This is a genomic window from Pseudomonas sp. P7758, assembly GCF_013386485.1.
Lineage (GTDB): Bacteria > Pseudomonadota > Gammaproteobacteria > Pseudomonadales > Pseudomonadaceae > Aquipseudomonas.
This window is the reverse complement of record NZ_JACARS010000006.1, coordinates 40,472-63,793: the sequence shown is the minus strand read 5'-3', so window position 1 is coordinate 63,793 and position 23,322 is coordinate 40,472. Positions and strand designations below refer to the sequence as shown.

Below are 23,322 nucleotides of genomic sequence, written 5' to 3'. Positions count from 1 at the left end.
CAGCAACGGATATGTACACCACACCACACCACACCACAACGCCCCCACCCCCTGTTGGCCCACCTCTTGCTAAAGAATCCCCACAGGTAGCCAACGGCGGTTGCCCCCTCCACGACAAAGACGTCGCACACCCGGTTTGCCCCAGCGAACCCGGTGGCGGCGTTTTTTCGTTTTGGCCCCATAGCCCGGGGCCGATGGGGCGGCCCCAGCCGTTCCATCACCAGGCCTTCTCATAAGACCCCTTACCGCTGAGGTGCGTGATGAAATCAAGCTTCTGGAAATCCGGTCACACCCCGACCCTGTTCGCCGCGTTCCTGTATTTCGACCTGAGCTTCATGGTCTGGTACCTGTTGGGCCCATTGGCGGTACAAATCGCCGCCGACCTGCACCTCACCACCCAACAACGCGGCCTGGTGGTCGCCACCCCCATCCTGGCCGGCGCAGTGCTGCGGTTCCTGATGGGCATGCTCGCCGACAAACTCTCCCCCAAGACCGCCGGCCTGATCGGCCAGGTGATTGTCATCGGCGCCTTGTTCGTCGCCTGCAAACTCGGAATCCACAGCTACGAGCAAGCCCTGCTGCTGGGCATGTTCCTCGGCATGGCGGGAGCCTCGTTCGCCGTCGCCCTGCCCCTGGCGTCCCAGTGGTACCCCGCCGAGCACCAGGGCAAGGCCATGGGCATCGCCGGCGCCGGCAACTCCGGGACGGTGTTTGCTGCCCTGCTGGCACCAGTGCTCGCCGCCGCGTTTGGCTGGAGCAATGTGTTCGGCTTCGCACTGATCCCGCTGATCCTGACGCTGATCGTCTTCGCCTGGCTCGCCCGCAACGCCCCGCAACGACCCAAGGCCAAGTCCATGGCCGACTACTTCAAAGCCCTGGGCGACCGCGACAGTTGGTGGTTCATGTTCTTCTACAGTGTGACCTTCGGTGGTTTCATCGGCCTGGCCAGCGCCCTGCCCGGCTATTTCAACGACCAATACGGCCTGAGCCCGGTCACCGCCGGCTACTACACCGCCGCCTGCGTATTCGGCGGCAGCCTGATGCGGCCTTTGGGCGGCGCCCTGGCCGACCGTTTCGGCGGGATTCGCACCCTGCTCGGCATGTACGGCGTGGCAGCGATCTGCATCGCGGCGGTGGGGTTCAACCTGCCAAGCTCCTACGCAGCACTGGCGCTTTTTGTGTGCACCATGCTCGGTTTGGGTGCCGGTAACGGTGCAGTCTTCCAACTGGTGCCCCAACGCTTTCACCGCGAGATTGGTGTGATGACCGGCCTGATCGGCATGGCCGGCGGCATCGGCGGTTTCGCCCTGGCGGCGGGCATGGGCGCGATCAAGCAAAGCACCGGCAGCTATCAGTTGGCGCTGTGGTTGTTCGCCAGCCTGGGCGTGCTGGCCTGGTTCGGCCTGTACGGCGTCAAGCGTCGCTGGAGAACCACCTGGGGCTCGGCTGCGGTGACGGCTGCACGGGTCTGATGAGCCTGCAACTGAGCTTCGCCCAAGCCAGCGCCACCGGCCCACGGCAGGAAAACCAGGACGCCTTGCTCCTGGTCACCCCCGCCCCGGAGCTGGCCGCCAGCAAAGGCTACCTGTGTGCCATCGCCGATGGCGTCAGCCAATGCGCCGATGGCGGACTGGCTGCGCGCTCGACCTTGCAAGCCCTGGCCCTGGACTATTACGCCACGCCGCAAACCTGGGGCGTGGCCCAGGCCCTGGAACGCTTGCTGGTGGCCCAGAATCGCTGGCTGCAAGCCAACGGCGGCGGCCAGCCGTTGCTGACCACCCTCAGCGCCCTGGTGTTTCGCGGCCAGCGTTTTACCCTGGCTCATGTGGGTGATTGCCGGGTGTATCGCTGGCTCGATGGCCAGTTGCAGCGCCTGAGCCAGGAGCATGTGTGGGAGCAACCGGGCATGCAGCATGTGCTCAAGCGCGCCATGGGCCTGGATCAGCATCTGGTGCTGGATTTCCTCGACGGCGAGTTGCGGGCAGGCGAGTGTTTCCTGCTGCTCAGCGACGGCGTGTGGGCGACCCTGGATGACAACAACATCAGCGCAATCCTGCGGGAACAGTCGGACCTGGACCTCGCGGTAAACACCCTGGTCAGCGCCGCGCACCTGGCCGGTAGCCAGGACAACGCCAGCGCCCTGCTGGTCCGCGTCGACCAGCTTGGCGCCGCCACCCTCGGCGATGCGCTGGTGCAGTTGCAGCAATGGCCACTGCCGCCCCCTCTGAAACCCGGCCAGCGCTTCGAAGGCTGGCACGTAGAGTCGCTGTTGGGGCAAAGCCGCCAATCCTTGCTCTATCGGGTGCGCGATGCCCATCAACAGGCGTGGCTGCTGAAGACCTTGCCGCTCAGCCACGACGATGACGTGTTCGCCGCCCAGGCATTGCTGTCAGAGGAATGGTTCCTGCGCCGGGTCGCCGGCCGCGCGTTCCCTGAAGTCCATCCAGCCAGTGGCCGTCAGCATTTGTACTACGTGATGCGTGAATACTCCGGCCAAACCCTGGCCGAACTGTTCAAGCACCAGGGCCCATTGCCCCTGGCGCAGTGGCAAACCCTGGCCGAGCGCCTGTTGCGTGCCGTCGGGCTGCTGCACCGCCGGCAGATCCTGCACCGCGACATCAAGCCGGAAAACCTGCTGCTGGGAGAGGATGGCGAATTGCGTGTGCTGGACTTCGGCCTGGCCTACTGCCCCGGGCTCTCGGAGGATCGCGCGCACCTGTTGCCTGGCACGCCAAGCTTTATCGCCCCGGAAGCCTTCAACGGCGAACGCCCTACCCCGCAACAGGACTTGTATAGCGTCGGTGTGACCTTGTATTACCTGCTCACCGGGCATTACCCCTACGGCGAAATCGAAGCTTTCCAGCGTCCCAGGTTCACTACGCTTGTCGGCGCCAGCCGCTACCGCCCCGACCTGCCCGACTGGCTGCAACAGAGCCTGGAGCGCGCAGTCGCCGCGCAACCCGAGCAACGTTATGAAACTGCCGAGGAATGGTTGCTGGTACTGGAGCAGGCGGATCGCCGCGAGTTGAGCACGCGACCAAAACCGCTGCTGGAGCGCGAACCGCTGAAGGTCTGGCAAACGTTGGCCGTGCTGTCGTTGCTGATCAATCTGGTGCTGTTGTACTGGCTGTTGCACCACTAAGAGGCGAAATTTCTCGATACATCGCCGCGCCACTTAACAAAACCGGCCAAAATCCTACTTGGCACAACCGCTGCATTAGCTTTCCCATCAACACACATATAGCCGCACCTTCAACGTCGAAGGTCGGGCTTCCCGAGAGAACGGGACCAGGACAAAGGCGTCCTCGCTACTTACATAGCGGGGACGCCTTTTTTTGTTGCGCACGATTTGTCGAGCCACTGCGGAGAACGACATGAAGAAACTCAAACTGGTGATGATCGGCAACGGCATGGCCGGGGTTCGCACCCTTGAAGAATTGCTCAAGCTGAGCAGCGACCTGTACGACATCACCGTTTTCGGCGCCGAGCCCCACACCAATTACAACCGCATTTTGCTGTCGCCGGTGCTGGCCGGTGAGCAGACCTTCGAAGAGATCGTGCTCAATGATTTGAGCTGGTACCTCGATAACAACATCAAGCTGTTGCTTAACCGCAAAGTGGTGCAGATCGACCGGGTCAAACGCAAAGTCATCGCCGAAGACGGCAGCGAGGCCGAGTACGATCGCCTGCTGATCGCCACCGGCTCCACGCCGTTTATCCTGCCGATCCCGGGCAATACGTTGCAGGGTGTGATCGGCTACCGCGACATCGCCGACACCCAGGCCATGATCGACACCGCCAAGACCCACAAGCACGCGGTCGTCATCGGCGGCGGCCTGCTGGGCCTGGAGGCCGCCAACGGCCTGATGCTGCGTGGCATGCACGTGACCGTGGTGCATATCGGCGAATGGCTGCTGGAACGGCAACTGGACAAGACCAGCGGCCAGTTGCTGCAAACCGAACTGGAAAGCCGTGGCCTGGTGTTTCGCTTGAAGGAGCAGACCGAGGCGCTGCATGACGCCGGCAACGGCCGCGTCGGCTCGGTGCAATTCAAGAATGGCGATGTGATCCCCGCCGACCTGGTGGTGATGGCTGCGGGCATCCGCCCCAACACCGAACTCGCGGAAAAATCCGGCATCCCGTGCCACCGCGGGATTCTGGTCAACGACACCCTGCAAACCTACGACCCGCGCATCTATGCCATCGGCGAATGCGCCAGCCATCGCGGGATTGCCTACGGCCTGGTGGCACCGCTGTTCGAGCAGGCCAAGGTCTGCGCCAACCACCTCGCCCAACTGGGTTTCGCGCGCTATCAAGGCTCGGTGACTTCGACCAAATTGAAAGTCACCGGCATCGACCTGTTCTCCGCCGGGGACTTCATGGGCGGCGAAGGCACGGAGACCATCACGCTTTCCGACCCGATTGGCGGTGTGTACAAGAAGCTGGTGATCAAGGACGACATCCTCGTCGGCGCCTGCCTGTACGGCGATACGGCTGACGGCGGCTGGTATTTCCGGCAGATCCGTGAGAACCATGCCATTGGCGAGATCCGCGATCACCTGATGTTCGGTGAAAATGCTTTGGGCGATGTAGGCCACCAAGGCCAGGACAAAGCCATGAGCATGGCCGACACCGCCGAAGTCTGCGGCTGCAACGGCGTGTGCAAGGGCACCATCGTCAAGGCGATTCAGGAACACGGTCTGTTCAGCGTCGACGACGTGAAGAAGCACACCAAGGCTGCCAGTTCCTGCGGTTCCTGCGCCGGGCTGGTGGAACAGATCCTGATCAACACCGTGGGCGGCGCGGCGGACGTCAAACCGAAAAGCGAAAAAGCCATCTGCGGCTGCAGCGACCTCAACCACGGGCAAATCCGCCAGGCCATCCGCGACCAGCACCTGCTGACCATCGCCGGCACCATGAGCTACCTGAACTGGCGCACCCCGAACGGCTGTGCCACCTGCCGCCCGGCACTCAACTACTACCTGATCTCCACTTGGCCCGGCGAGGCAAAAGACGATCCGCAATCGCGCCTGATCAACGAACGCGCCCACGCCAATATTCAGAAAGACGGCACCTATTCGGTAGTCCCGCGGATGTGGGGTGGTGTGACCAATCCGTCGGAACTGCGGCGCATCGCTGATGTGGCCGACAAGTACAACGTGCCGATGGTCAAGGTTACCGGCGGGCAGCGCATCGATTTGCTCGGCATCAAGAAGCAGGACTTGCCCGGCGTGTGGAAAGACCTCGATATGCCATCCGGCCACGCCTACGGCAAATCCATCCGCACCGTGAAGACCTGCGTCGGCAGCGAGTTCTGCCGCTTTGGTACGCAGAACTCGACGCAACTGGGGATTGAGCTGGAACATGACCTGTTCAATATGTGGTCGCCCCACAAGGTCAAGCTTGCAGTGTCCGGCTGCCCGCGCAACTGCTCGGAAGCGGGGATCAAGGACGTGGGAATCATCGGCGTCGATTCGGGATGGGAGATGTACATCGGCGGTAACGGCGGGATCAAGACTGAAGTCGCCGAGTTCTTCGTCAAGCTGAAAACCGCCGAAGAAGTGCGCGAATACAACGGCGCTTTCCTACAGCTCTACCGGGAAGAGGCCTTCTACCTGGAGCGCACCGTGCACTACCTGCAACGGGTCGGCATGGAGCACATCAAGAAGGCTGTACTGGAAGACCCGGCGCGGCGCCAGGCACTGAATGAACGCCTGCAATTCTCCCTGTCGTTCGAGCAGGACCCGTGGAAAGAACGCCTGGAACAGCCGCTGCTGAAAAAGGAATTCGACACCCTCCCCGTCAAACTGCTGGAGGTGCCGGCATGAACTGGCTGGATATCTGCGCCCTCGAAGAAATCAACGCCCTGGGCTCGCGCATCATCAGCGGGCCAAAAGGCGACATCGCGATTTTTCGTACCAGTGACGACGAGGTTTTCGCCCTCGACGACCGCTGCCCGCACAAGGGTGGCCCGCTGTCCCAAGGCTTGATCTACGGCAAGCGCGTGGCCTGCCCGCTGCACAACTGGCAGATCGACCTGGAGTCCGGGGAGGCCCAGGCACCGGACGTCGGCTGCGCCCATCACCACCCGGCCCGCGTGGAAAACGGCCGGGTGATGTTGGCCCTGCGGGACGCCGGTTGATGAACCGCCAGACCACCGCGTCCACCTGCTGCTACTGCGGGGTCGGTTGCGGCGTACTGATCGAGCATGATGGCTCGCAGATCCTCGGCGTCAGTGGCGATCCGAGTCATCCGGCCAACTTCGGAAAATTGTGCAGCAAGGGCTCCAGCCTGCACCTCACCGGAGACCTCGCGGCCCGCGCGTTGTACCCGGAACTGCGGCTGGGCAAAGGCCTGGCCCGCAGCCGCACCGACTGGGATACCGCCCTGGAGCACGCGGCGAACGTGTTTGCCGAAACCATCGCTGAACACGGGCCGGACAGCGTCGCGTTCTATATTTCCGGGCAGTTGCTGACCGAGGATTACTACAGCTTCAACAAACTGGCGCGGGCGCTGGTGGGCACCAACAACATCGACAGCAACTCGCGGCTGTGCATGTCTTCGGCGGTGGTCGGCTACAAGCGCAGCCTGGGGGCCGACGCGCCACCGTGCAGCTACGAGGACCTGGAGTCGAGCGACTGCGTGATGATCGTCGGCAGCAATATGGCCTACGCGCATCCGGTGTTGTTCCGACGCCTGGAGGAAGCCAAGGCCCGCCGGCCACAGATGAAAGTGCTGGTAATTGATCCCCGGCGCACCGACACCTGCGACTTGGCGGACCTGCATCTGGCGATTTTGCCGGGTACGGATGTCGCATTGTTCCATGGGATCCTGCACTTGTTGTTGTGGGAAGACTGGATCGACCGCGACTTTATCCAGGCCCATACCGACGGCCTGGTCGAACTCAAACGCCTGGTTCACGACTACACACCGCAAATGGTCACGCAGTTGTGCGGGATCAGTGTCGAGCAACTGCGTCTGTGTGCGGAATGGGTCGGCACCTCGGCGAGTTTTCTGTCGTTGTGGTGCATGGGGCTCAATCAGTCCACCGCCGGCAGCGCGAAGAACAGCGCCTTGATTAACCTGCATTTGGCGACCGGCACCATCGGCCGCCCTGGCTGCGGACCTTTCTCCCTGACGGGTCAGCCGAATGCCATGGGTGGGCGGGAAACCGGCAGTTTGTCGAATTTACTGCCTGGCCATCGTGAGGCTGCCAACCCCGAACATCGGGCAGAAGTAGCCGCGTATTGGGGGGTCGACCAACTGCCGGCCAGCACCGGGCTGACCGCCATCGAATTGTTTGAACAGATGCAGGCCGGCAAGATCAAGGCCTTGTGGATCGCGTGCACCAACCCCGCCCAATCCCTACCCGACCAGAACACCGTGCGCCAGGCCCTGGAAGCGTGTCCGTTCGTGGTGCTACAGGAAGCCTTTCGTACAACCGAGACGGCGCGTTACGCCGACCTGTTGCTGCCAGCCGCGAGCTGGGGCGAGAAGGAAGGCACAGTGACCAACTCTGAGCGGCGCATTTCCCACGTTCGCCGAGCCATCGCCCCACCTGGAGAAGCGCGGCCGGACTGGGCAATCACCGTGGATTTCGCCCAACGCCTGGAGCAGCGTCTTTGTCCCGAAAAATCGGGGCTTTTTGCCTTTGAGCAACCGGCGCAGATCTTTGATGAATACAAGCTGCTGACCCGTGGGCGTGACCTGGACCTGTCGGGTATCAGCCACGCGCTGCTGGACCGGATAGGCCCGCAGCAATGGCCATTCCCGGCCGATGCGGTGGGCGGAACACCAAGGCTGTACACCGACGGATTTTTCCCTACGGAGACTGGCCGCGCGCACTTTGTCGCCGACCCTTATCGCGCCGCCAAGGAGCAGCGTGACGCGCGCTTCCCACTCACCCTGATCACCGGCCGCCTGCGGGACCAATGGCATGGCATGAGCCGCACCGGCACCGCTGCGCAGCTGTTCGGCCATGTCAGTGAAGCAGTGCTCAGCCTGAACCCGGACGAACTGCGTCGCCATCGCTTGAAGGAAGGTGATCTGGTCAGCCTGAAAAGCCGGCGCGGCAGCGTGATTGTGGCCGTCGGCAGCGATGACAGCGTGCGTCCCGGCCAGGCTTTCCTGCCGATGCACTGGGGCGACCGTTTTCTTAAAGGCGGCGTAAATGCGCTGACCCAGCCGGCATTCGACCCGCTGTCCAAACAGCCGGAACTCAAGCACAGCGGCGTGCGCCTGGAGGCGGTGCGGCTGCCCTGGCACTTGTTTGCGCTGATTGAAGGCGATGTGCAGCAACACTTCGAAGCGTTGCGACCGCTGTGTGACGGCTTTGCCTACGTCAGCCTGAGCCTGACCGGACGCGAGCGGCCTGCCCTGCTGATTCGTGCGGCGCATCACGAGGCGCCCGCCCTTGAACTGCTCAAGCATATCGACCAACTGCTGGGCCTCAACGACGGCCCCGTGATGGCGTACGACGACCCGCGGCGCTCCATTGGCAAGCGGGTAAAGATTGAAAAAGGCCGTATCACCGCGATCCGCCTGGCTGGCGAAACCCTGGCTCGCCACTGGCTGCAAAGCCTGTGGCTGGAAGGTCGCACCGATGAGCAGTTACGCCGCTGGTTGTTGGCACCATTGAGTGCGCCACCGGGGGGCGGCTCGAGCAGCAACAAGACGCTGTGCAACTGCAAGAACGTCAGCGAAAGCGCGGTCTGCGCCGGCATTGCCCGGGGCCTGGACCTGAACGGGCTGAAGCAGGAACTGGGTTGCGGCACGCAATGCGGCTCCTGTGTGCCGGAAATCAAACGGTTATTGGCGAGCGGCAAGCAGCCAATCGCGATCAGAGTGTGAGGCAAGCATATGAGCGCAAAAGTCTGGCTGGTGGGCGCAGGCCCCGGCGATCCGGAACTGCTGACACTCAAGGCGGTGAGAGCCCTGCGGGAAGCCGATGTGGTGCTGATCGATGATCTGGTCAACCCGGCGCTGCTGGAGCATTGCCCCGCTGCACGGCTGATCACCGTGGGCAAACGCGGTGGCTGCCGTTCCACCCCACAGGCGTTTATCCATCGCCTGATGTTGCGTTATGCCCGGCAGGGTAAATGCGTGGTGCGGCTCAAGGGCGGAGACCCGTGCATTTTTGGTCGCGGCGGCGAAGAGGCGGCGTGGCTCAGGCAGCAAGGGGTGGAAGTGGAGTTGGTCAACGGCATTACGGCAGGGCTGGCCGGGGCAACGAACTGCGATATCTCGCTGACGTTGCGCGGTGTCAGCCGTGGCGTCACGTTGGTCACGGCCCATACCCAGGACGACAGCAGCCTCAATTGGCGGGCCCTGGCCGAGGGCGGCACGACGCTGGTGATCTATATGGGGGTGGCGAAACTGGGGGAAATCCGCCGCCAATTGCTGGAAGGTGGCATGAGCGATGACATGCCGGTGGCGATGATTGAAAACGCTTCGCTGCCACAACAGCGCGAATGCCGCAGCAGCCTCGGCCGGATGCAGGATGATGCGCACGAATTCGCGCTCAAGAGCCCGGCTATCCTGGTGATTGGCCGGGTTGCGCAAGCGACGCAGGCGCTTGCGGCCCTGGCCAGCGCCACGGCCTGAGGCAAATTACAGGCGAAAAAAAGCCCGGCCTAAGCCGGGCTTTTTTCTACAACTCAGTAATTACTGAGCTGCTTGTGCTTCTACCGAGGCTTCTACGCGACGGTTGATAGCACGGCCAGCTTCAGTTGCGTTGTCAGCAACTGGGCGGGATTTGCCATAACCAACCGAGCTTACACGGTTAGGAGCAATACCGTCTTTGACCAGGACTTGCTTAACAGCGTCAGCACGACGCTGGGACAGCTTCTGGTTGTAAGCGTCAGGACCGACGGAGTCAGTGTGACCTTCAACAACGGTGGTGGTTTGTGGGTACTGTTTCATGAAGTCAGCGAGGTTTTTCACGTCGCCGTAGCTGTTAGGCTTAACAACCGACTTGTCGAAGTCGAACTTCACGTCCAGCTCAACACGAACAACCTGAGCAACCGGAGCTTCTGGCTCTGGGGTTGGCTCTGGAGCTGGTGCTGGGGTAGGAGCTGGAGCAGTTTTGCCAGCGTTGCCGCCGAAGTTTACGCCCAGGCCAACCAGTGCGGAGTAGTCCCACTTGCCGTTGTCGATAGCGTAGTCAGCTTCAACACCAGCACGTGCGAACAGGTTGTCGGTGAAGTAGTACTTCACACCAGCGCCAGCGATAGCCAGGGTCGATTGATCGCGACCTTTGTGACCATCAGCTTCAACGTTGGTACGGCTCTGGTGGCCGAAACCGCCCTCTACGTATGGACGCAGGGAGTCGACGCCAGCTTGACCGAAGTGGTACTGGGCAGTAACGCTGCCGGTATCACCTTTGATCTTCTGGTTGCCAGTACCGTCGTTCGAACGGGTGTGGTTGGTAGTGTCGTAGTTCAGGTTGATCGACACGTCGTCGGTCAGGAAGTAACCGATGCTGGCGCCAGGATTGAAGCCGTCTTCGATATGTTTGACGCTATCGTTGAACTGCTTTTTGTAAAACAGCTGGCCTTCAACTGCGCCTTGGCCTTGTGCCAGAGCGCCGACAGAAGTGGCAGCAATAAGAGTACCAATGGCCAAGCCCAAGGTGTTTTTCAGTTTCATCCGTTAAATCCCCATCTGGTGATTGTAAAGCAGTCCCACATACCGGGGGACAACTCGGCGACAAGTCTAACAGAACTTGCCTACACGTAAGAGATATTTGCCACGCACTAAGTTTCAGTGCTGCCCGCAAATTTCTCACGTAATTTATCAAGAGCGCGTTTGTAACGCATTTTTGTAGCACTCAAACCCATATGCATGATGTCAGCGATCTCCTGAAACTCCAGCTCTGCGACAAATCGTAGCACCAGAATTTCCCGATCAATCGGATTCACATGCACCAACCAGCGATCGAGTCCGCCCTTTTCTTCCGGGGTAGGCGCCTTTTCCTCAGACGCTTCCTCAAGGGGGTCCAGACTCAAAGCATCCATCAAGCGACGCTTTCGCCGTTCCTTCCGATACTGCGTGATGCACTCGTTGTACGTGATGCTATAGAGCCATGTCTTGAACTTCGATTTTCCCTCGAAGTTCTTCAGGCCGTATAGCACCTTGAGCATCACTTCCTGACAGACATCATCCGCATCTCTATCGTTCCCTAAATACCTTGAACAAACGTTGAACAGAGTGCGTTGATACCTGCGCATCAATTCTTCGTACGCGCGTGTTACGTGAAACAGCTCCGTGTGCGAGCGCGCGACCAACTCCTCATCAGAGAGCTCACGGGGGTCATAGCGCGTGGACAGCGTTTGGGCTTTATTCAAAACAAGTCGTGCCGACAGTCAGGTCAATGTCCGCCATGGCCTGGATACCCAGGTTTGCGGCGGCGTACATTAGCAGGATTCGCCGGGTTAGCGGCTAGTCACATGCTGTTCCAGCAGGATCCGGTTCGAAAGCGAAACCAGTTCGCCATCGTCCGTCAGCACTGTCGTCTTGACCGTGCCGATCTCCTCGATCTGCCCTTCGACCTCGCCCACACGCACTTGTTGCCCAACCTGATATAGCTCACGCACATAGATTCCCGCAAGAATCTGCCCGGCAATTTCCCGGCTTCCCAGTCCCATGGCCAGCGCAACGGCCAGACCAACGGTAATCAAAACAATCACAATCACATGGTTCAGCAGGTCGGTCTTGACCTCCAGCTGGCTGATCGCGACCGAAATACTGATGATAATCACCAGACCCTGGGCAATTCGCCCCAGGCCGCTGGCGTAATCCAGACCCACGCCTTCAGCCGCGCCACGCACCAGGCCATTGGCCAGTTGCGCCAGCAAAACCCCTACCAGCAACACCAGCGCGCCACCGAATACTTTCGGCAAATACAGCGCCAGCATGTCGAGCGTAGCTGAAACTCGCTCAAGTCCAAGGGATTCAGCCGCAGAAACCAGAAAAATCAGCAAAACAAACCAATAAACGATCTTGCCGATCAGTGTCGAGATCGGCACTTGCAACCCGGCACGCCCCAAAATCTTGGTCAGGCCGGTGCCACCCATCAATCGATCAAGACCCAGCTTAGCCAGCAATTTGGAAAGCAGGGTGTCGAGCAGCTTGGCCACGACAAAACCCAGCAGTACCACCACCAGTGCACCAAACAGGTTGGGAATGAAATTCGCCACCTTGGTCCACAACGCAGTCATTGCAGTTACCAGACTCTGGGTCCAGAGATCGAGTTCCATATTCATTCAGCCTTATCAGCAGTGCGAGCAAGAGGTTTACGACGGGAAACCGGTGAGACATGGGCCGAACCATTGTTCAAGGCCATCATCAACGCCGGCAACCAGCGGCCAAGCAGACCGAACAGATCCCCCGCCCCGACCTGGCGGTTGGCGGTTTTCAAGACGCGACCCAGGCAAGCATCGTCGTCCCGGTTGGACGGCGAGGCATTGAGCATGTCACGCAAAGACTGTTCGAACGGATCGTGCATAAAAAACCTCTCGCAAGTGATTTAAAAGACGAGGGTAAAATTCTTCGGGTCACATGACCTCTTTCCACGTTCAGGTCACATTCAGCTCAAACCCAACGTAACCGTCGAAACAACCACCATTGCCCGACCGCCACCGTGACCATCATCAGGCAGGCAATCAGGAACCCGTAAGGGCTGGAAGAGAACGGAATTCCGCCTACATTGATGCCCAGCAAACCGGTCAGGAAACTCATCGGCAGGAAGATCCCGGTGATGATCCCGAAGCGGTACATGGTGCGGTTCATGCGCAGGCTCAAACGCCGGTCTTCGGTCTCCAGCACAAGCCCCACGCGCTCCCGGGCCAGCTCAAGCTCTTCCAGGTAGCGGGTCAGGCTGTTGTTCAATTCGTTCCAGTAGTCAGCATCGTCGTCACAGAACCAGGGCAATTTGATCCGGGTCAACTGCGCGAAAATATCCCGCTGCGGCGACAGGAAACGTTTAAGCCCGGCGGCGCGCCGACGGATCTGCAAAACGCTGCCGTGCTCCGGAGTATACCGTTCGTCGGCATCCAGTTTTTCTTCTTCGATATCGACGATTTCGGATAAGTCGCTGACCAGATCCTGAACCTTGTTGGTCAGGTACTGCGCCATATACAGGACCAGTTCCGAGGAAGTCTTCGGCCCCTTGCCGTCTGCCAGTTGCACCAGCAACTCGTCGGTGGCGCGCAATGGGCGCAAACGCAGGGAAATCACCCGCGCTGCCGAGGCAAAGATCCGCACCGAGACCATGTCTTCCGGTTCGGCGCCGGGATTGAGGTTGACCCCGCGCAAAAACAGCAGCAGTTCGGCATCCGGCAGCGGCAACAGGCGTGGGCGAGTGTTCTCCTCCAGCAGCAGGTCACAGGCGAATTCGCTGAGGCCGCTGGATTTGCGCAACCAGGTCTGGGTCTGGGGATGGCTACGGTCCCAATGCAGCCACAGGCTTTCCTGAGGCTGCAGTTGCAGCTCATCAAGCTCTGTCCGGGCAATCGAACGCGCACCACCTTTACCGTCCAGCACCAGGGCATGCACCAGCCCCCACTGCGCGTTTTCTTCCTCGAACATCCTCACCCCTGTCGGCTACTGCTGTTTATTCAGGCATCTTCAGCGGGCTGGGGGAGACGATCACACCGTTATTGTCGGCGTACACGTACTCGCCCGGGCGGAAGGTCACGCCGGCGAATGTCACCGCCACGTTCAAATCGCCAATACCGCGCTTATCAGTCTTCATCGGGTGGCTGGCCAGGGCCTGCACGCCCAGATCGGTCTGGGCGATTACGTCGACATCGCGGATGCAGCCGTAGATCACCAGCCCTTCCCAGCCGTTTTTCGCGGCTTTCTCGGCGATCATGTCGCCCAGCAACGCGCGGCGCAGGGAACCCCCACCATCGACCACCAGCACCTTGCCGGCCCCATTGAGTTCGGCTTGTTCCTTGACCAGGGAATTGTCTTCAAAGCACTTGATGGTCACGATCTCGCCACCAAAGGAGTCCCGGCCGCCGAAATTGCTGAACATCGGCTCAACCACCTGCACCAGCTCCGGATAGGCGTCACACAGGTCGGGGGTAAGGTAATGGTTCATCGAGAAACTCCTGTAGGTGAAAGAAGGTGTCAAACATCCCACTGTTTACTTACATCTGGAAACGCTTTGCCGTGAAGGTTCTTTAATCCGGGCCGAATAGTCAGGCCCATCGGATAGCAACGCAAGACCCACTGCGCGACTGAATATGACCAGAACCACCCAACGCGTCATATCTTAGCCTCTACGGCAAACAAGCGAAACGCCCCTGATAGAGCCTTGCGCTCAAACCGCTGCCAGTTCCTGCGCCTGCGCCCCCAGCAGAGGTGTAAGCGGATTTTTCAACCAGCGCGTCACCAGCGGCCACACTTCAGCCTGGGCGGCCTTGCTGACGAGCATCTCGACATGCCCGAAATCCCCGCTGAACCCTTGCTGGCGCCCCAGGCACAGGTATTGGCGATGCTCGGAGCCGACCTGCTCAAAGAGCTTGCGACAGGCCCAGTCCGGGTCCTGGTGATCGCCGGCGGCGCTCACCGCCAACAGCGGCACGTCAACCTCGGCCAGGCCTTTCCACCAATCCTGCTTACCTTCGCCAAAGCGGCCGAACAGCCCATTCCAGCGCATGGCTTCAATCAATACACCCGCCGGCTCGTCCTCCGGGCCGCGTTTCCACCGAGCGCCGGACAATTGGCCGAAACGTTTCAAGAGCAGGCGACCGGTCCACTCCACCGGTGGCAACTTCAACGGCCAATGCGTGCGACTGACTTGGCAGCCAAACAGCGCCACCGAGGCCACTGCCGGCGCGCCAAGGTGCTGCCCACCCAAGGCCGCAGCCAGGGTTGTGCCACCCAGGGAATGCCCGATCCAGTGGGGAATCTGCCCGCTTTGCTCACGCACGAAGGCGGCAATGGCCGGCAAGTCGTAGCGAGCATAGTCGGCGACACGATTCCTGGCGTAGTCCTGATTGCGCCGGGACAGCCCGTGACCGCGCATTTCCGGGATCCAGACGTCAAACCCTTCGCGCGCCAGGTAGGCGCCCAGGCCGATCCCCTTGGGCGAGTACCAGAAGCGGCGGTTGGAAAAACTGCCATGCAACAAAACCACCGGCACGCCCCGGTTTTCCGGGACGTCAGCCAGGCCCAGGCGGGTCACGGCCAGCTCGACGGTACCGTCAGGGCTGTTGCCGGGTTTCAGCCGATACACATCTTCACTCAGGTCGCCACGACGCTCAGCGCTGATCAAGGCGACGGGAAACAGGTTGCTGCTGCTTTGCATAATGCTCTTGCACAAAAAAGGGCGGCGTCCGGAAGGAGTTCCGCCCTGTACAGAATGAGAAATGCCGGCCAACCGCAAGGTTGACCGGCACTTTTGGGTGTTGCGTGTTACGCCTGGGCTTGGCCTTCAGCCAGGAAGAACCAGGTTTCCAGTACGGAATCGGGGTTCAGCGAGACGCTTTCGATGCCCTGCTCCATCAGCCACTTGGCCAGGTCCGGGTGATCGGAAGGGCCTTGGCCGCAGATCCCGATGTACTTGCCGGCCTTGTTGCACGCCTGGATGGCGTTGGCCAGCAGCTTCTTGACCGCAGGGTTACGCTCGTCGAACAGGTGGGCGATGATCCCGGAGTCGCGGTCCAGGCCCAGGGTCAGCTGGGTCAGGTCGTTGGAACCGATGGAGAAGCCGTCGAAGAACTCCAGGAATTCTTCAGCCAGGATGGCATTGGATGGCAGCTCGCACATCATGATGACGCGCAGGCCGTTCTCGCCACGGGACAGGCCGTTTTCAGCCAGCAGGTCCACCACCTGGCTCGCTTCACCCAGGGTGCGCACGAACGGCACCATGATTTCGACGTTGGTCAGACCCATCTCGTTGCGCACGCGCTTGAGGGCACGGCATTCCAGCTCGAAGCAGTCGCGGAAGGCTTCGCTGATGTAGCGCGAGGCGCCACGGAAGCCCAGCATCGGGTTTTCTTCTTCCGGCTCGTAAAGCTTGCCGCCGATCAGGTTGGCGTACTCGTTGGACTTGAAGTCCGACAGGCGCACGATGACCTTTTTCGGGTAGAACGCCGCTGCCAGGGTGCTGATGCCTTCCACCAGCTTCTCGACGTAGAAGCCCACCGGGTCGTTGTAGCCGGCGATGCGCTTGTCGACGCTTTCCTTGATGTCCGGCGGCAGGCCGTCGTAGTTCAGCAGAGCCTTGGGGTGCACACCGATCATGCGGTTGATGATGAACTCCAGGCGGGCCAGGCCCACACCGGCGTTCGGCAATTGCGCGAAATCGAAGGCGCGGTCCGGGTTGCCGACGTTCATCATGATCTTGAACGGCAGGTCGGGCATGGCGTCGATGGAGTTTTGCTTGATATCGAAGCCCAGCTCACCTTCGAAGATGAAGCCGGTGTCGCCTTCAGCGCAGGACACGGTCACGCCCTGGCCGTCTTTCAACAGTTGGGTGGCGTTACCGCAACCGACCACTGCCGGAATCCCCAGCTCGCGGGCGATGATCGCCGCGTGGCAGGTACGCCCGCCACGGTTGGTGACGATGGCGCTGGCGCGCTTCATCACCGGTTCCCAGTCCGGGTCGGTCATGTCGGAGACCAGCACGTCGCCTGGCTGGACCTTGTCCATCTCGGACACGTCCTTGATGATCCGCACCTTGCCGGCGCCGATGCGCTGGCCGATGGCACGGCCCTCCACCAGCACGGTGCCGGTTTCTTTCAACAGGTAGCGTTCCATGACGTTGGCCGAGGTGCGGCTCTTCACGGTCTCAGGGCGGGCCTGGACGATGTACAGCTTGCCGTCGTCGCCGTCCTTGGCCCATTCGATGTCCATCGGGCACTTGTAGTGCTTCTCGATGATCATCGCTTGTTTGGCCAGTTCGCTGACTTCGGCGTCGGTCAGGCAGAAACGCGCGCGTTCGGCCTTGTCGACATCAACGGTTTTCACCGAGCGACCGGCCTTGGCCTCGTCGCCGTAGATCATCTTGATCGCCTTGCTGCCCAGGTTGCGGCGCAGGATGGCCGGGCGGCCGGCTTCAAGGGTGTGTTTGTGGACGTAGAATTCGTCCGGGTTCACCGCGCCTTGTACGACGGTTTCGCCGAGGCCGTAGGCGCCGGTGATGAACACCACGTCGCGGAAGCCCGATTCGGTGTCCAGGGTGAACATCACGCCGGCGGTGCCGGTTTCCGAACGCACCATGCGCTGCACACCGGCAGACAGGGCCACCAGCTTGTGGTCGAAACCCTGGTGTACGCGGTAGGAAATAGCACGGTCGTTAAAGAGGGAGGCAAACACTTCCTTGGCTGCGCGGATCACGTTTTCCACGCCGCGGATGTTCAGGAAGGTTTCTTGCTGGCCGGCAAAGGAGGCGTCCGGCAGGTCTTCGGCGGTGGCCGAGGAGCGCACGGCGACAGCCATGTCGGGGTTACCGGCCGACAGCGTGGCAAACGCGGTGCGGATCTCGGCGTTGAGCTTCTCGGGGAACTCGGCTTCCATGATCCATTGACGGATCTGGGCGCCAGTCTTGGCCAGGGCGTTGACGTCATCGACGTCCAGCGCATCGAGGGCGGCATGGATCTGATCGTTGAGGCCGCTCAACTCGAGGAAATCACGGTAAGCCTGGGCGGTGGTGGCAAAACCACCTGGCACCGATACACCGGCGCCCGCAAGATTACTGATCATCTCGCCCAGGGATGCGTTCTTGCCCCCTACGTGCTCTACATCATGGACGCCGAGCTTATCGAGGGAAACTACGTACTCTACCAAGGTGATCTCTCCACTTTCTGTGTTGGAAAAGCTCAGGACGCCGGCGGCTCAGTAGGAGCGGTTACCGGCGTTTGTGGCCTGGACCTGGAAAATAAGTGAGAATGCGGCCCACTGCGGGACGGCAAAATCGCGCCTATCATATCCAAGATTCGTCATCAGCTTAAGGCCCAAGGCTCAAATGAAACGATCTGCTTTCTTTATCTCCGACGGCACCGGCATTACAGCCGAAACCCTGGGTCAAAGCCTGCTGGCGCAGTTCGAAAACATTACCTTCAGCAAATTCACGCGACCCTATATCGATAGCGTGGATAAAGCGCGAGCCATGGTACAACAAATCAATCTGGCGGCCGAAAAAGACGGATTTCGTCCGATCATTTTCGACACCATCGTCAATCAGGACATTCGTGAGATCCTCGCCACCTCCAATGGTTTCATGATCGACATCTTCTCTACCTTCCTGGCGCCGCTGGAACAAGAGTTAAGTGAACATTCGTCATACTCTGTCGGAAAATCTCACTCCATTGGCCATAACTCCAACTATATGGAGCGGATCGAGGCGGTGAACTTCGCCCTCGACAACGACGACGGCGCCCGCACCCACTACTACGACAAGGCTGATTTGATCCTGGTGGGCGTGTCCCGCTGCGGCAAGACGCCGACCTGCCTTTATATGGCCATGCAGTTCGGGATTCGCGCGGCCAACTACCCGCTGACCGAAGACGACATGGAGCACCTGACGCTGCCGAGCGCCCTGCGCGCGCACCAGCACAAGCTGTTCGGGCTGACCATCGACCCGGACCGCCTGACGGCGATTCGCAACGAGCGCAAGCCCAATAGCCGTTACTCCAGCTATGCGCAGTGCGAATTTGAAGTGCGGGAGGTGGAAAATCTGTTCCGCCGGGAAAATATTGCGCACATCAATTCCACGCATTTTTCGGTGGAAGAGATTTCGGCGAAGATTCTGGTGGAGAAAGGGGTGGAGCGGCGGTTCAAGTAACTCCGCGCTCTGGCCAAGGTGCTTGTGTGGCGAGGGAGCTTCTGTGGCGAGGCAGCTTGCTCCCGCTCGACTGCGCAGCAGTCGCAAACCAGACGACTGGTATTTAGTGAATGGCTTTGGGGCTGCTTCGCAGCCCAGCGGGAGCACGCTCCCTCGCCACAGGGGTCATGTTCACAACAAGCTGTTGGGTTCACAGGTGAAACCGCCCCCCGCCCTGCCCCAGCGCCGTCGCCAGCGCATCGAACCCATCCAGCAGCAACTGATCATCCCCCGACGTATTGCAGATGCTCGCCCGAATGAATTGCGGCACCGCCGTCTGCCCCACGGCAAACGCTTCGGCTGTCGCGATCAGGTAATTGTTCTGCTTTAACTCCGCCTCGATTTCCGACGCGCGCCATGGCTCCGGGACTTCGATCCAGAAGTGCGGGCTGTTCAGGTGAGTGCGGTACTCCAGCCCGATCAACAAACCTTCCACCAGTGCCTTGCGGCGGCTGATTTCCTGGATCTGCTGGTGCAACAGGTGTTCCGCCGTGCCGTTTTCGATCCACTGGGTCGCCAGTTCCAGGGTGACCGGCGTGGCCATCCAGCAGGTGGAACGCAGGGCCGCAGAAATCCGGCTGACCAGCGCCGGCGGTGCATGCACGTACCCAACTCGCAAGCCTGCCGATACCGCCTTGCTCAGGCTGCTGATCAGAATCGTACGCTCCGGGGCAAAATGACTCAGGGGCGGCGGACGGTCTTCCACCAGCACACCGTGGGCCTCATCCTCGAGAATCAGCAGGTTGTGTTCCCGACAGACCTTCACCAATGCCTCACGGCGCGGGACCGATAGCACCGCTGTCGTAGGATTCTGGATGGTCGGCGTGCAGTACAACGCCGACACCCGGTGATTGCGGCAGACTTCATCCAGCGCCCCCGGCAGCAGCCCTTCTTCATCCATTTCCAGGCCGATCAGGCGAATGCCCAGCATGCGCGCGGCGGTGATCAACCCCGGATAGGTCAACTGTTCGGTCACCACCGTATCGCCGGCTCGCAACAGCGCCATCATTGCGCAGAGCAACCCATGCTGGCCGCCGTTCACGCAAATCACCTGCTCGGGAATCGGGTGGAAATCCCGCTGCACCAGCCACTGCGCACCCGCCGCCCGGTAACGCGGCAGCCCGGCATCCGGGGTGTAGGCACTGATGTCCTGCAAGAACTTGGCGTTGTTCGCCAGCGTCTGGAAGCTCTGGGCCAGGAACGTGGTCTCCTGCCCGGGGATGTGCATGTTGCGGCTCATATCAAAGTATTGCCGCGGCTCGTCGCTGAAGTTGCGAAAGCCTTCATCCCGCTGGCGCTCCATCCCACGCTTGCGTACGAAAGTGCCGTCGCCGACCCGCGCCACTACCAGCCCCAGGCGTTCCAGCTCACCGTAGGCGCGGCTGATGGTGCCAATGGTGACCCCCAGATTGTCGGAAAGCACCCGATGAGGCGGCAGTTTTCTTCCCGGTTCAATCAAGCCTTCAAGGATGCCTCGCTCCATGACATCGGACAGGCGCTTGTACTTCACGCCCTGCCCGTTGGAGAGTCCTTCTCGCATAATTGACACCATGTCAATATTTGTTTTGACAGCCATCATTCGCCCTAATAGTGTGCTTTTACGGGTTCAATCACCGAATCATGGCACTCAATATAGAGGTCAATTCGGTCTCATGGAAGCAATGTCACGATGCCAATGTCCGCCGTTCTCGAAAATGCTGAAAAAACAAAAACTCACAAGCAGTGGTTGGCCGGGCTGATTACCAGTGTGATGTTCCTGATCGTGTGTCTCAGCTGGGGCACTACCTGGCTGGGCATCAAGATCGCTGTGGAAAGCGTGCCACCGCTGACCTCCGCCGGGCTGCGGTTCCTGATCGCGTTTCCGCTGTTCCTGTGTTTCGCCTGGGTGCGCCGCGAGCCGATCCTGTTTCCCCGGGAAAGCCGCTGGTTTTTCGTGTTTGTGACGCTGTCCTACTTCAGCGTTCCGTATTACCTGCTCAACTACGGCGAGATGCATGTTTCGTCCGGCCTTACCGCGCTGCTGTTCAGCTGCATGCCGGTGTTTATCCTGATTTTCTCCGCGCTGTTCCTGCGCGAGCGCATCTACTTTTCCCAGGTGATCGGTATCGCCATCGGTTTCGGCAGCCTGTACATGATCATCAAGAGCCAGGGCCTGCACCTGGACCACGCCGAGTTCTTCGGCGTGCTGGCGATCCTGGCTGCGGCGATCATGCATGCCTTGTGCTACGTGATTACCAAGAAACAAGGCAGTGCCATCAGCGTGATCACCTACAACACCCTGCCCATCGGCATCGCCGGGTTGATGCTGTTTGTCGCCGGGCTGTGGTTTGAAACCCCGACCTTTGAAGACATCACCCTGCGGTCCTGGAGTGCGCTGTTCTACCTCGGGCTGGTGGCCTCGGTGGGCGGCTTTATCGTGTATTTCATGCTGCTCAAGCGCCTGAGCCCGATCATTTTGTCCTTCGTGTTCATCATCTTCCCGGTGTTCGCGGTGATCATCGGGGCCTGGTACGAGGGCGTGCAGATTTCCAGGGACCTGATGATGTATTCGGCGATCCTGCTGGCCGGCTTTGCCATCACCAAGCTGCCCATCGAAAAGCTCCTGGCGAAGAAAAACTGAGATGAAGGTCCTGAGCCCAAGCGCACTGGAGCAGATCTACGCCCACGCCGACCGCAGCTACCCCGAGGAATGCTGCGGTTTCGTTTTCGCCGATGGCAGCGTGTACCTGGGCAGCAACATCCAGAACGAGCTGCACAGCAAGAACCCGGATATGTATTCACGCAGCGCCGCCAACGGCTACACCTTTTCGGTGGCCGACACGCTGATGATGAACAAGGCGTTTCGCAGTGATAACCCGGTGGTGGTGATCTACCACTCCCACCCTGACGTCGGCGCGTATTTCAGCGACGAAGACCAGGACAAGGCCCTTTTCATGGGCGAGCCGATCTACCCCGTAAGCTACCTGGTGGTGGATGTTCGCCAGGGCAAGACCCAAGGTTCCAAGCTGTTTGCCTGGGATGGCAAACACTTCGCCCAAAAACCCTTCAACGACCTGCAAACGGAGTTGTGCATGAACGCTGTCTCTTTCCCCGACATCCTGGTCCGCGTGGCCAAGCTGCCAGCATCGACCCTCGAGGGTGCCGGATCGACATTGCGCGAAGTCATTGAAAACCTCTGCATCGAGCACCCGCAATTGCGGGCGCACCTGCTCTACGAGAACAACCAGCTCAAGGAACACTTCCTGTTCACCGCCGAAGAGGAACTGATCGACGCCAACGACCGGTTGCCCGAAAAAGCCAAAATCGAAGTGTTGCTGGCCACTTCCGGCGGCATGGACGTCGACCAACTGAGCAACGAAGAAGTGCAGCGCTACGTGCGCCACATCACCCTGCCCGGCGTCGGCCGCGAAGGCCAGTTGAACCTGAAGAAAGCCCGCGTGCTGATCATCGGCACCGGCGGCCTCGGTTCGCCCATCAGCCTGTACCTGGCGGCAGCCGGCATCGGCACCCTGGGGCTGGTGGATTTCGACGTGGTGGAAAGCAGCAACCTGCAACGCCAGATCGTCCACGGCAACAGCACCCTGGGCCTGCCCAAGGTCGAGTCCGCCAAGCAGCGCTTGCAGGACCTCAACAGCCACATCCAGATCAACACCTACGACACCGCCTTCAACACCGACAACGCCCTGGAACTGGTGGGCGCCTATGACCTGGTGATCGACGGCACCGACAATTTCGAAACCCGCTACCTGGTCAACGACGCCTGCGTGCAGTTGGGCAAGCCGTTGGTGTACGGCGCCATCTACCGCTTCGACGGGCAGATCAGCGTGCTCAACTATAAAGGCGGGCCGTGCTATCGCTGCCTGTTTCCCCAGGCACCACCGGCGGAACTGGCGCCCAACTGCAGCGCCGGCGGGGTCATCGGCGTATTACCCGGGGTGGTCGGGATGATCCAGGCCACCGAGGCGATCAAGCTGCTGATCGGCATTGGCGAACCACTCTCGGGCCGGCTGATGCGCTTTGATGCGCTGGCGATGAAGTTCAGCGAGATCCGCTTCAAGCGCCGCGCCGACTGCCCTTGCTGCTCGGAACTGCGCCACAGCCAAACCATCGCCCCCGCCGTCTGCGCCGACGCCCTGCCAAGCCAACCTTCCCTGGCCGAAGAACGCTACATCAAGCCGCGGGTGCTCAAGCAACTGCTCGAGCAACACAGCAAGGCCGACGTACTGCTGGATGTGCGGGACGCCAGCGAGCTGGAAGTGTGCAAGTTGCCGGGGGTGGTGCACATCCCGCTGGCCGAGCTCGACGGGCAACTCGCCAACCTCAGCCGCGACAACACGCACTACCTCATCTGCTACGCCGGGACCCGCGCGGAGCAAGCCGCCAGCACCTTGCTGGCCGCCGGATTCGCCAACACCAAAGTACTGCAAGGTGGCATGAAACACTGGGTTCGCGACGTCGAACCCGACATGCCTTTGTACTGATCAGCG

The 23,322-nt window shown here is 60.6% G+C and carries 18 protein-coding genes; 9 read left to right on the top strand and 9 right to left on the bottom strand.

Going from position 1 to position 23,322, the window contains the following annotated elements:
- Positions 1-260: 260 nt before the first annotated feature.
- The 6 genes from HX873_RS01345 (at position 261) to cobA (ending at position 9,603) form a co-directional block, all read left to right on the top strand.
- On the top strand, positions 261-1,472 hold the full coding sequence (locus tag HX873_RS01345) for a NarK/NasA family nitrate transporter (RefSeq protein WP_177122275.1): 1,212 nt from the start codon (positions 261-263) through the stop codon (positions 1,470-1,472).
- Entirely contained in the window at positions 1,472-3,142 is a 1,671-nt protein-coding gene (locus tag HX873_RS01340) for a bifunctional protein-serine/threonine kinase/phosphatase (RefSeq protein WP_177122274.1), read from the top strand. Before HX873_RS01345 ends, HX873_RS01340 begins: the two co-directional genes overlap by 1 nt.
- A 232-nt stretch (positions 3,143-3,374) precedes the next feature.
- Positions 3,375-5,828: a nitrite reductase large subunit NirB gene (gene nirB / locus HX873_RS01335; protein WP_177122273.1), complete on the top strand. Its 2,454-nt coding sequence runs from the start codon at positions 3,375-3,377 to the stop codon at positions 5,826-5,828.
- Positions 5,825-6,142 carry a nitrite reductase small subunit NirD gene (gene nirD / locus HX873_RS01330; protein WP_003215022.1) on the top strand — a complete coding sequence of 106 codons (318 nt, stop codon included), beginning with the start codon at positions 5,825-5,827 and terminating at the stop codon, positions 6,140-6,142. Before nirB ends, nirD begins: the two co-directional genes overlap by 4 nt.
- A complete protein-coding gene (locus HX873_RS01325) occupies positions 6,142-8,850 on the top strand; it encodes a nitrate reductase (RefSeq protein ID WP_177122272.1) in 2,709 nt (902 codons plus the stop codon). The genes nirD and HX873_RS01325 overlap by 1 nt, the downstream gene beginning before the upstream one ends.
- 9 nt (positions 8,851-8,859) lie before the next feature.
- The gene (gene cobA / locus HX873_RS01320) at positions 8,860-9,603 is read left to right on the top strand and encodes a uroporphyrinogen-III C-methyltransferase (protein WP_177122271.1); all 744 of its coding nucleotides are present in this window, start codon (positions 8,860-8,862) and stop codon (positions 9,601-9,603) included.
- 60 nt (positions 9,604-9,663) lie between these two features.
- Here cobA and HX873_RS01315 read toward each other — a convergent pair whose 3' ends face one another.
- From HX873_RS01315 to ppsA, 8 genes are all read right to left on the bottom strand, one after another.
- On the bottom strand, positions 9,664-10,647 hold the full coding sequence (locus HX873_RS01315; RefSeq protein ID WP_003215016.1) for an OmpA family protein: 984 nt from the start codon (positions 10,645-10,647) through the stop codon (positions 9,664-9,666).
- A 107-nt stretch (positions 10,648-10,754) separates the two neighbouring features.
- Positions 10,755-11,345, bottom strand: coding sequence for an RNA polymerase sigma factor SigX (gene sigX / locus HX873_RS01310; RefSeq protein WP_003215014.1), 591 nt, complete (start codon positions 11,343-11,345; stop codon positions 10,755-10,757).
- Positions 11,346-11,432: 87 nt separating this feature from the next.
- The gene (locus tag HX873_RS01305) at positions 11,433-12,257 is read right to left on the bottom strand and encodes a mechanosensitive ion channel domain-containing protein (RefSeq protein ID WP_008432650.1); all 825 of its coding nucleotides are present in this window, start codon (positions 12,255-12,257) and stop codon (positions 11,433-11,435) included.
- Positions 12,258-12,259: 2 nt separating this feature from the next.
- Positions 12,260-12,505, bottom strand: coding sequence for a hypothetical protein (locus tag HX873_RS01300; RefSeq protein WP_003215011.1), 246 nt, complete (start codon positions 12,503-12,505; stop codon positions 12,260-12,262).
- Between the two features lie 86 nt (positions 12,506-12,591).
- Complete coding sequence (locus HX873_RS01295) at positions 12,592-13,587, bottom strand: zinc transporter ZntB (RefSeq protein ID WP_003215009.1); 996 nt, start codon at positions 13,585-13,587, stop codon at positions 12,592-12,594.
- A 25-nt stretch (positions 13,588-13,612) separates the two neighbouring features.
- Positions 13,613-14,104 (bottom strand): ribonuclease E activity regulator RraA, encoded by a 492-nt coding sequence (gene rraA / locus HX873_RS01290; protein ID WP_003215007.1) that lies wholly within the window; start codon positions 14,102-14,104, stop codon positions 13,613-13,615.
- A 222-nt stretch (positions 14,105-14,326) separates the two neighbouring features.
- On the bottom strand, positions 14,327-15,316 hold the full coding sequence (locus HX873_RS01285) for an alpha/beta fold hydrolase (protein WP_003215005.1): 990 nt from the start codon (positions 15,314-15,316) through the stop codon (positions 14,327-14,329).
- 107 nt (positions 15,317-15,423) lie between these two features.
- A complete protein-coding gene (ppsA, locus tag HX873_RS01280; RefSeq protein ID WP_003215003.1) occupies positions 15,424-17,799 on the bottom strand; it encodes a phosphoenolpyruvate synthase in 2,376 nt (791 codons plus the stop codon).
- Positions 17,800-17,977: 178 nt separating this feature from the next.
- On the opposite strand from ppsA, the gene HX873_RS01275 reads away from it, so the two are divergent.
- Positions 17,978-18,796: a pyruvate, water dikinase regulatory protein gene (locus HX873_RS01275; protein WP_003215001.1), complete on the top strand. Its 819-nt coding sequence runs from the start codon at positions 17,978-17,980 to the stop codon at positions 18,794-18,796.
- 190 nt (positions 18,797-18,986) lie between these two features.
- Here the strand turns inward: HX873_RS01275 and HX873_RS01270 are convergent, their stop codons facing one another.
- On the bottom strand, positions 18,987-20,411 hold the full coding sequence (locus tag HX873_RS01270) for a PLP-dependent aminotransferase family protein (RefSeq protein WP_102370226.1): 1,425 nt from the start codon (positions 20,409-20,411) through the stop codon (positions 18,987-18,989).
- 150 nt (positions 20,412-20,561) lie between these two features.
- Between HX873_RS01270 and HX873_RS01265 the strand changes: the two genes are divergently transcribed.
- Together HX873_RS01265 and moeB are read left to right on the top strand one after the other, a co-directional pair.
- Entirely contained in the window at positions 20,562-21,455 is an 894-nt protein-coding gene (locus HX873_RS01265; RefSeq protein ID WP_166742189.1) for a DMT family transporter, read from the top strand.
- Between the two features lies 1 nt (position 21,456).
- The gene (gene moeB / locus HX873_RS01260) at positions 21,457-23,316 is read left to right on the top strand and encodes a molybdopterin-synthase adenylyltransferase MoeB (RefSeq protein ID WP_134325939.1); all 1,860 of its coding nucleotides are present in this window, start codon (positions 21,457-21,459) and stop codon (positions 23,314-23,316) included.
- Positions 23,317-23,322: the final 6 nt, after the last annotated feature.

Excerpts from the sequence above, each read along its gene's own strand:
- HX873_RS01345 (WP_177122275.1), top strand. The coding sequence starts at position 261 with ATGAAATCAAGCTTCTGGAAATCCGGTCACACCCCGACCCTGTTCGCC.
- HX873_RS01340 (WP_177122274.1), top strand. The coding sequence starts at position 1,472 with ATGAGCCTGCAACTGAGCTTCGCCCAAGCCAGCGCCACCGGCCCACGG.
- nirB (WP_177122273.1), top strand. The coding sequence starts at position 3,375 with ATGAAGAAACTCAAACTGGTGATGATCGGCAACGGCATGGCCGGGGTT.
- nirD (WP_003215022.1), top strand. The coding sequence starts at position 5,825 with ATGAACTGGCTGGATATCTGCGCCCTCGAAGAAATCAACGCCCTGGGC.
- HX873_RS01325 (WP_177122272.1), top strand. The coding sequence starts at position 6,142 with ATGAACCGCCAGACCACCGCGTCCACCTGCTGCTACTGCGGGGTCGGT.
- cobA (WP_177122271.1), top strand. The coding sequence starts at position 8,860 with ATGAGCGCAAAAGTCTGGCTGGTGGGCGCAGGCCCCGGCGATCCGGAA.
- HX873_RS01315 (WP_003215016.1), bottom strand. The coding sequence starts at position 10,647 with ATGAAACTGAAAAACACCTTGGGCTTGGCCATTGGTACTCTTATTGCT.
- HX873_RS01305 (WP_008432650.1), bottom strand. The coding sequence starts at position 12,257 with ATGGAACTCGATCTCTGGACCCAGAGTCTGGTAACTGCAATGACTGCG.
- HX873_RS01300 (WP_003215011.1), bottom strand. The coding sequence starts at position 12,505 with ATGCACGATCCGTTCGAACAGTCTTTGCGTGACATGCTCAATGCCTCG.
- HX873_RS01295 (WP_003215009.1), bottom strand. The coding sequence starts at position 13,587 with ATGTTCGAGGAAGAAAACGCGCAGTGGGGGCTGGTGCATGCCCTGGTG.
- rraA (WP_003215007.1), bottom strand. The coding sequence starts at position 14,104 with ATGAACCATTACCTTACCCCCGACCTGTGTGACGCCTATCCGGAGCTG.
- HX873_RS01285 (WP_003215005.1), bottom strand. The coding sequence starts at position 15,316 with ATGCAAAGCAGCAGCAACCTGTTTCCCGTCGCCTTGATCAGCGCTGAG.
- HX873_RS01275 (WP_003215001.1), top strand. The coding sequence starts at position 17,978 with ATGAAACGATCTGCTTTCTTTATCTCCGACGGCACCGGCATTACAGCC.
- HX873_RS01270 (WP_102370226.1), bottom strand. The coding sequence starts at position 20,411 with ATGGCTGTCAAAACAAATATTGACATGGTGTCAATTATGCGAGAAGGA.
- moeB (WP_134325939.1), top strand. The coding sequence starts at position 21,457 with ATGAAGGTCCTGAGCCCAAGCGCACTGGAGCAGATCTACGCCCACGCC.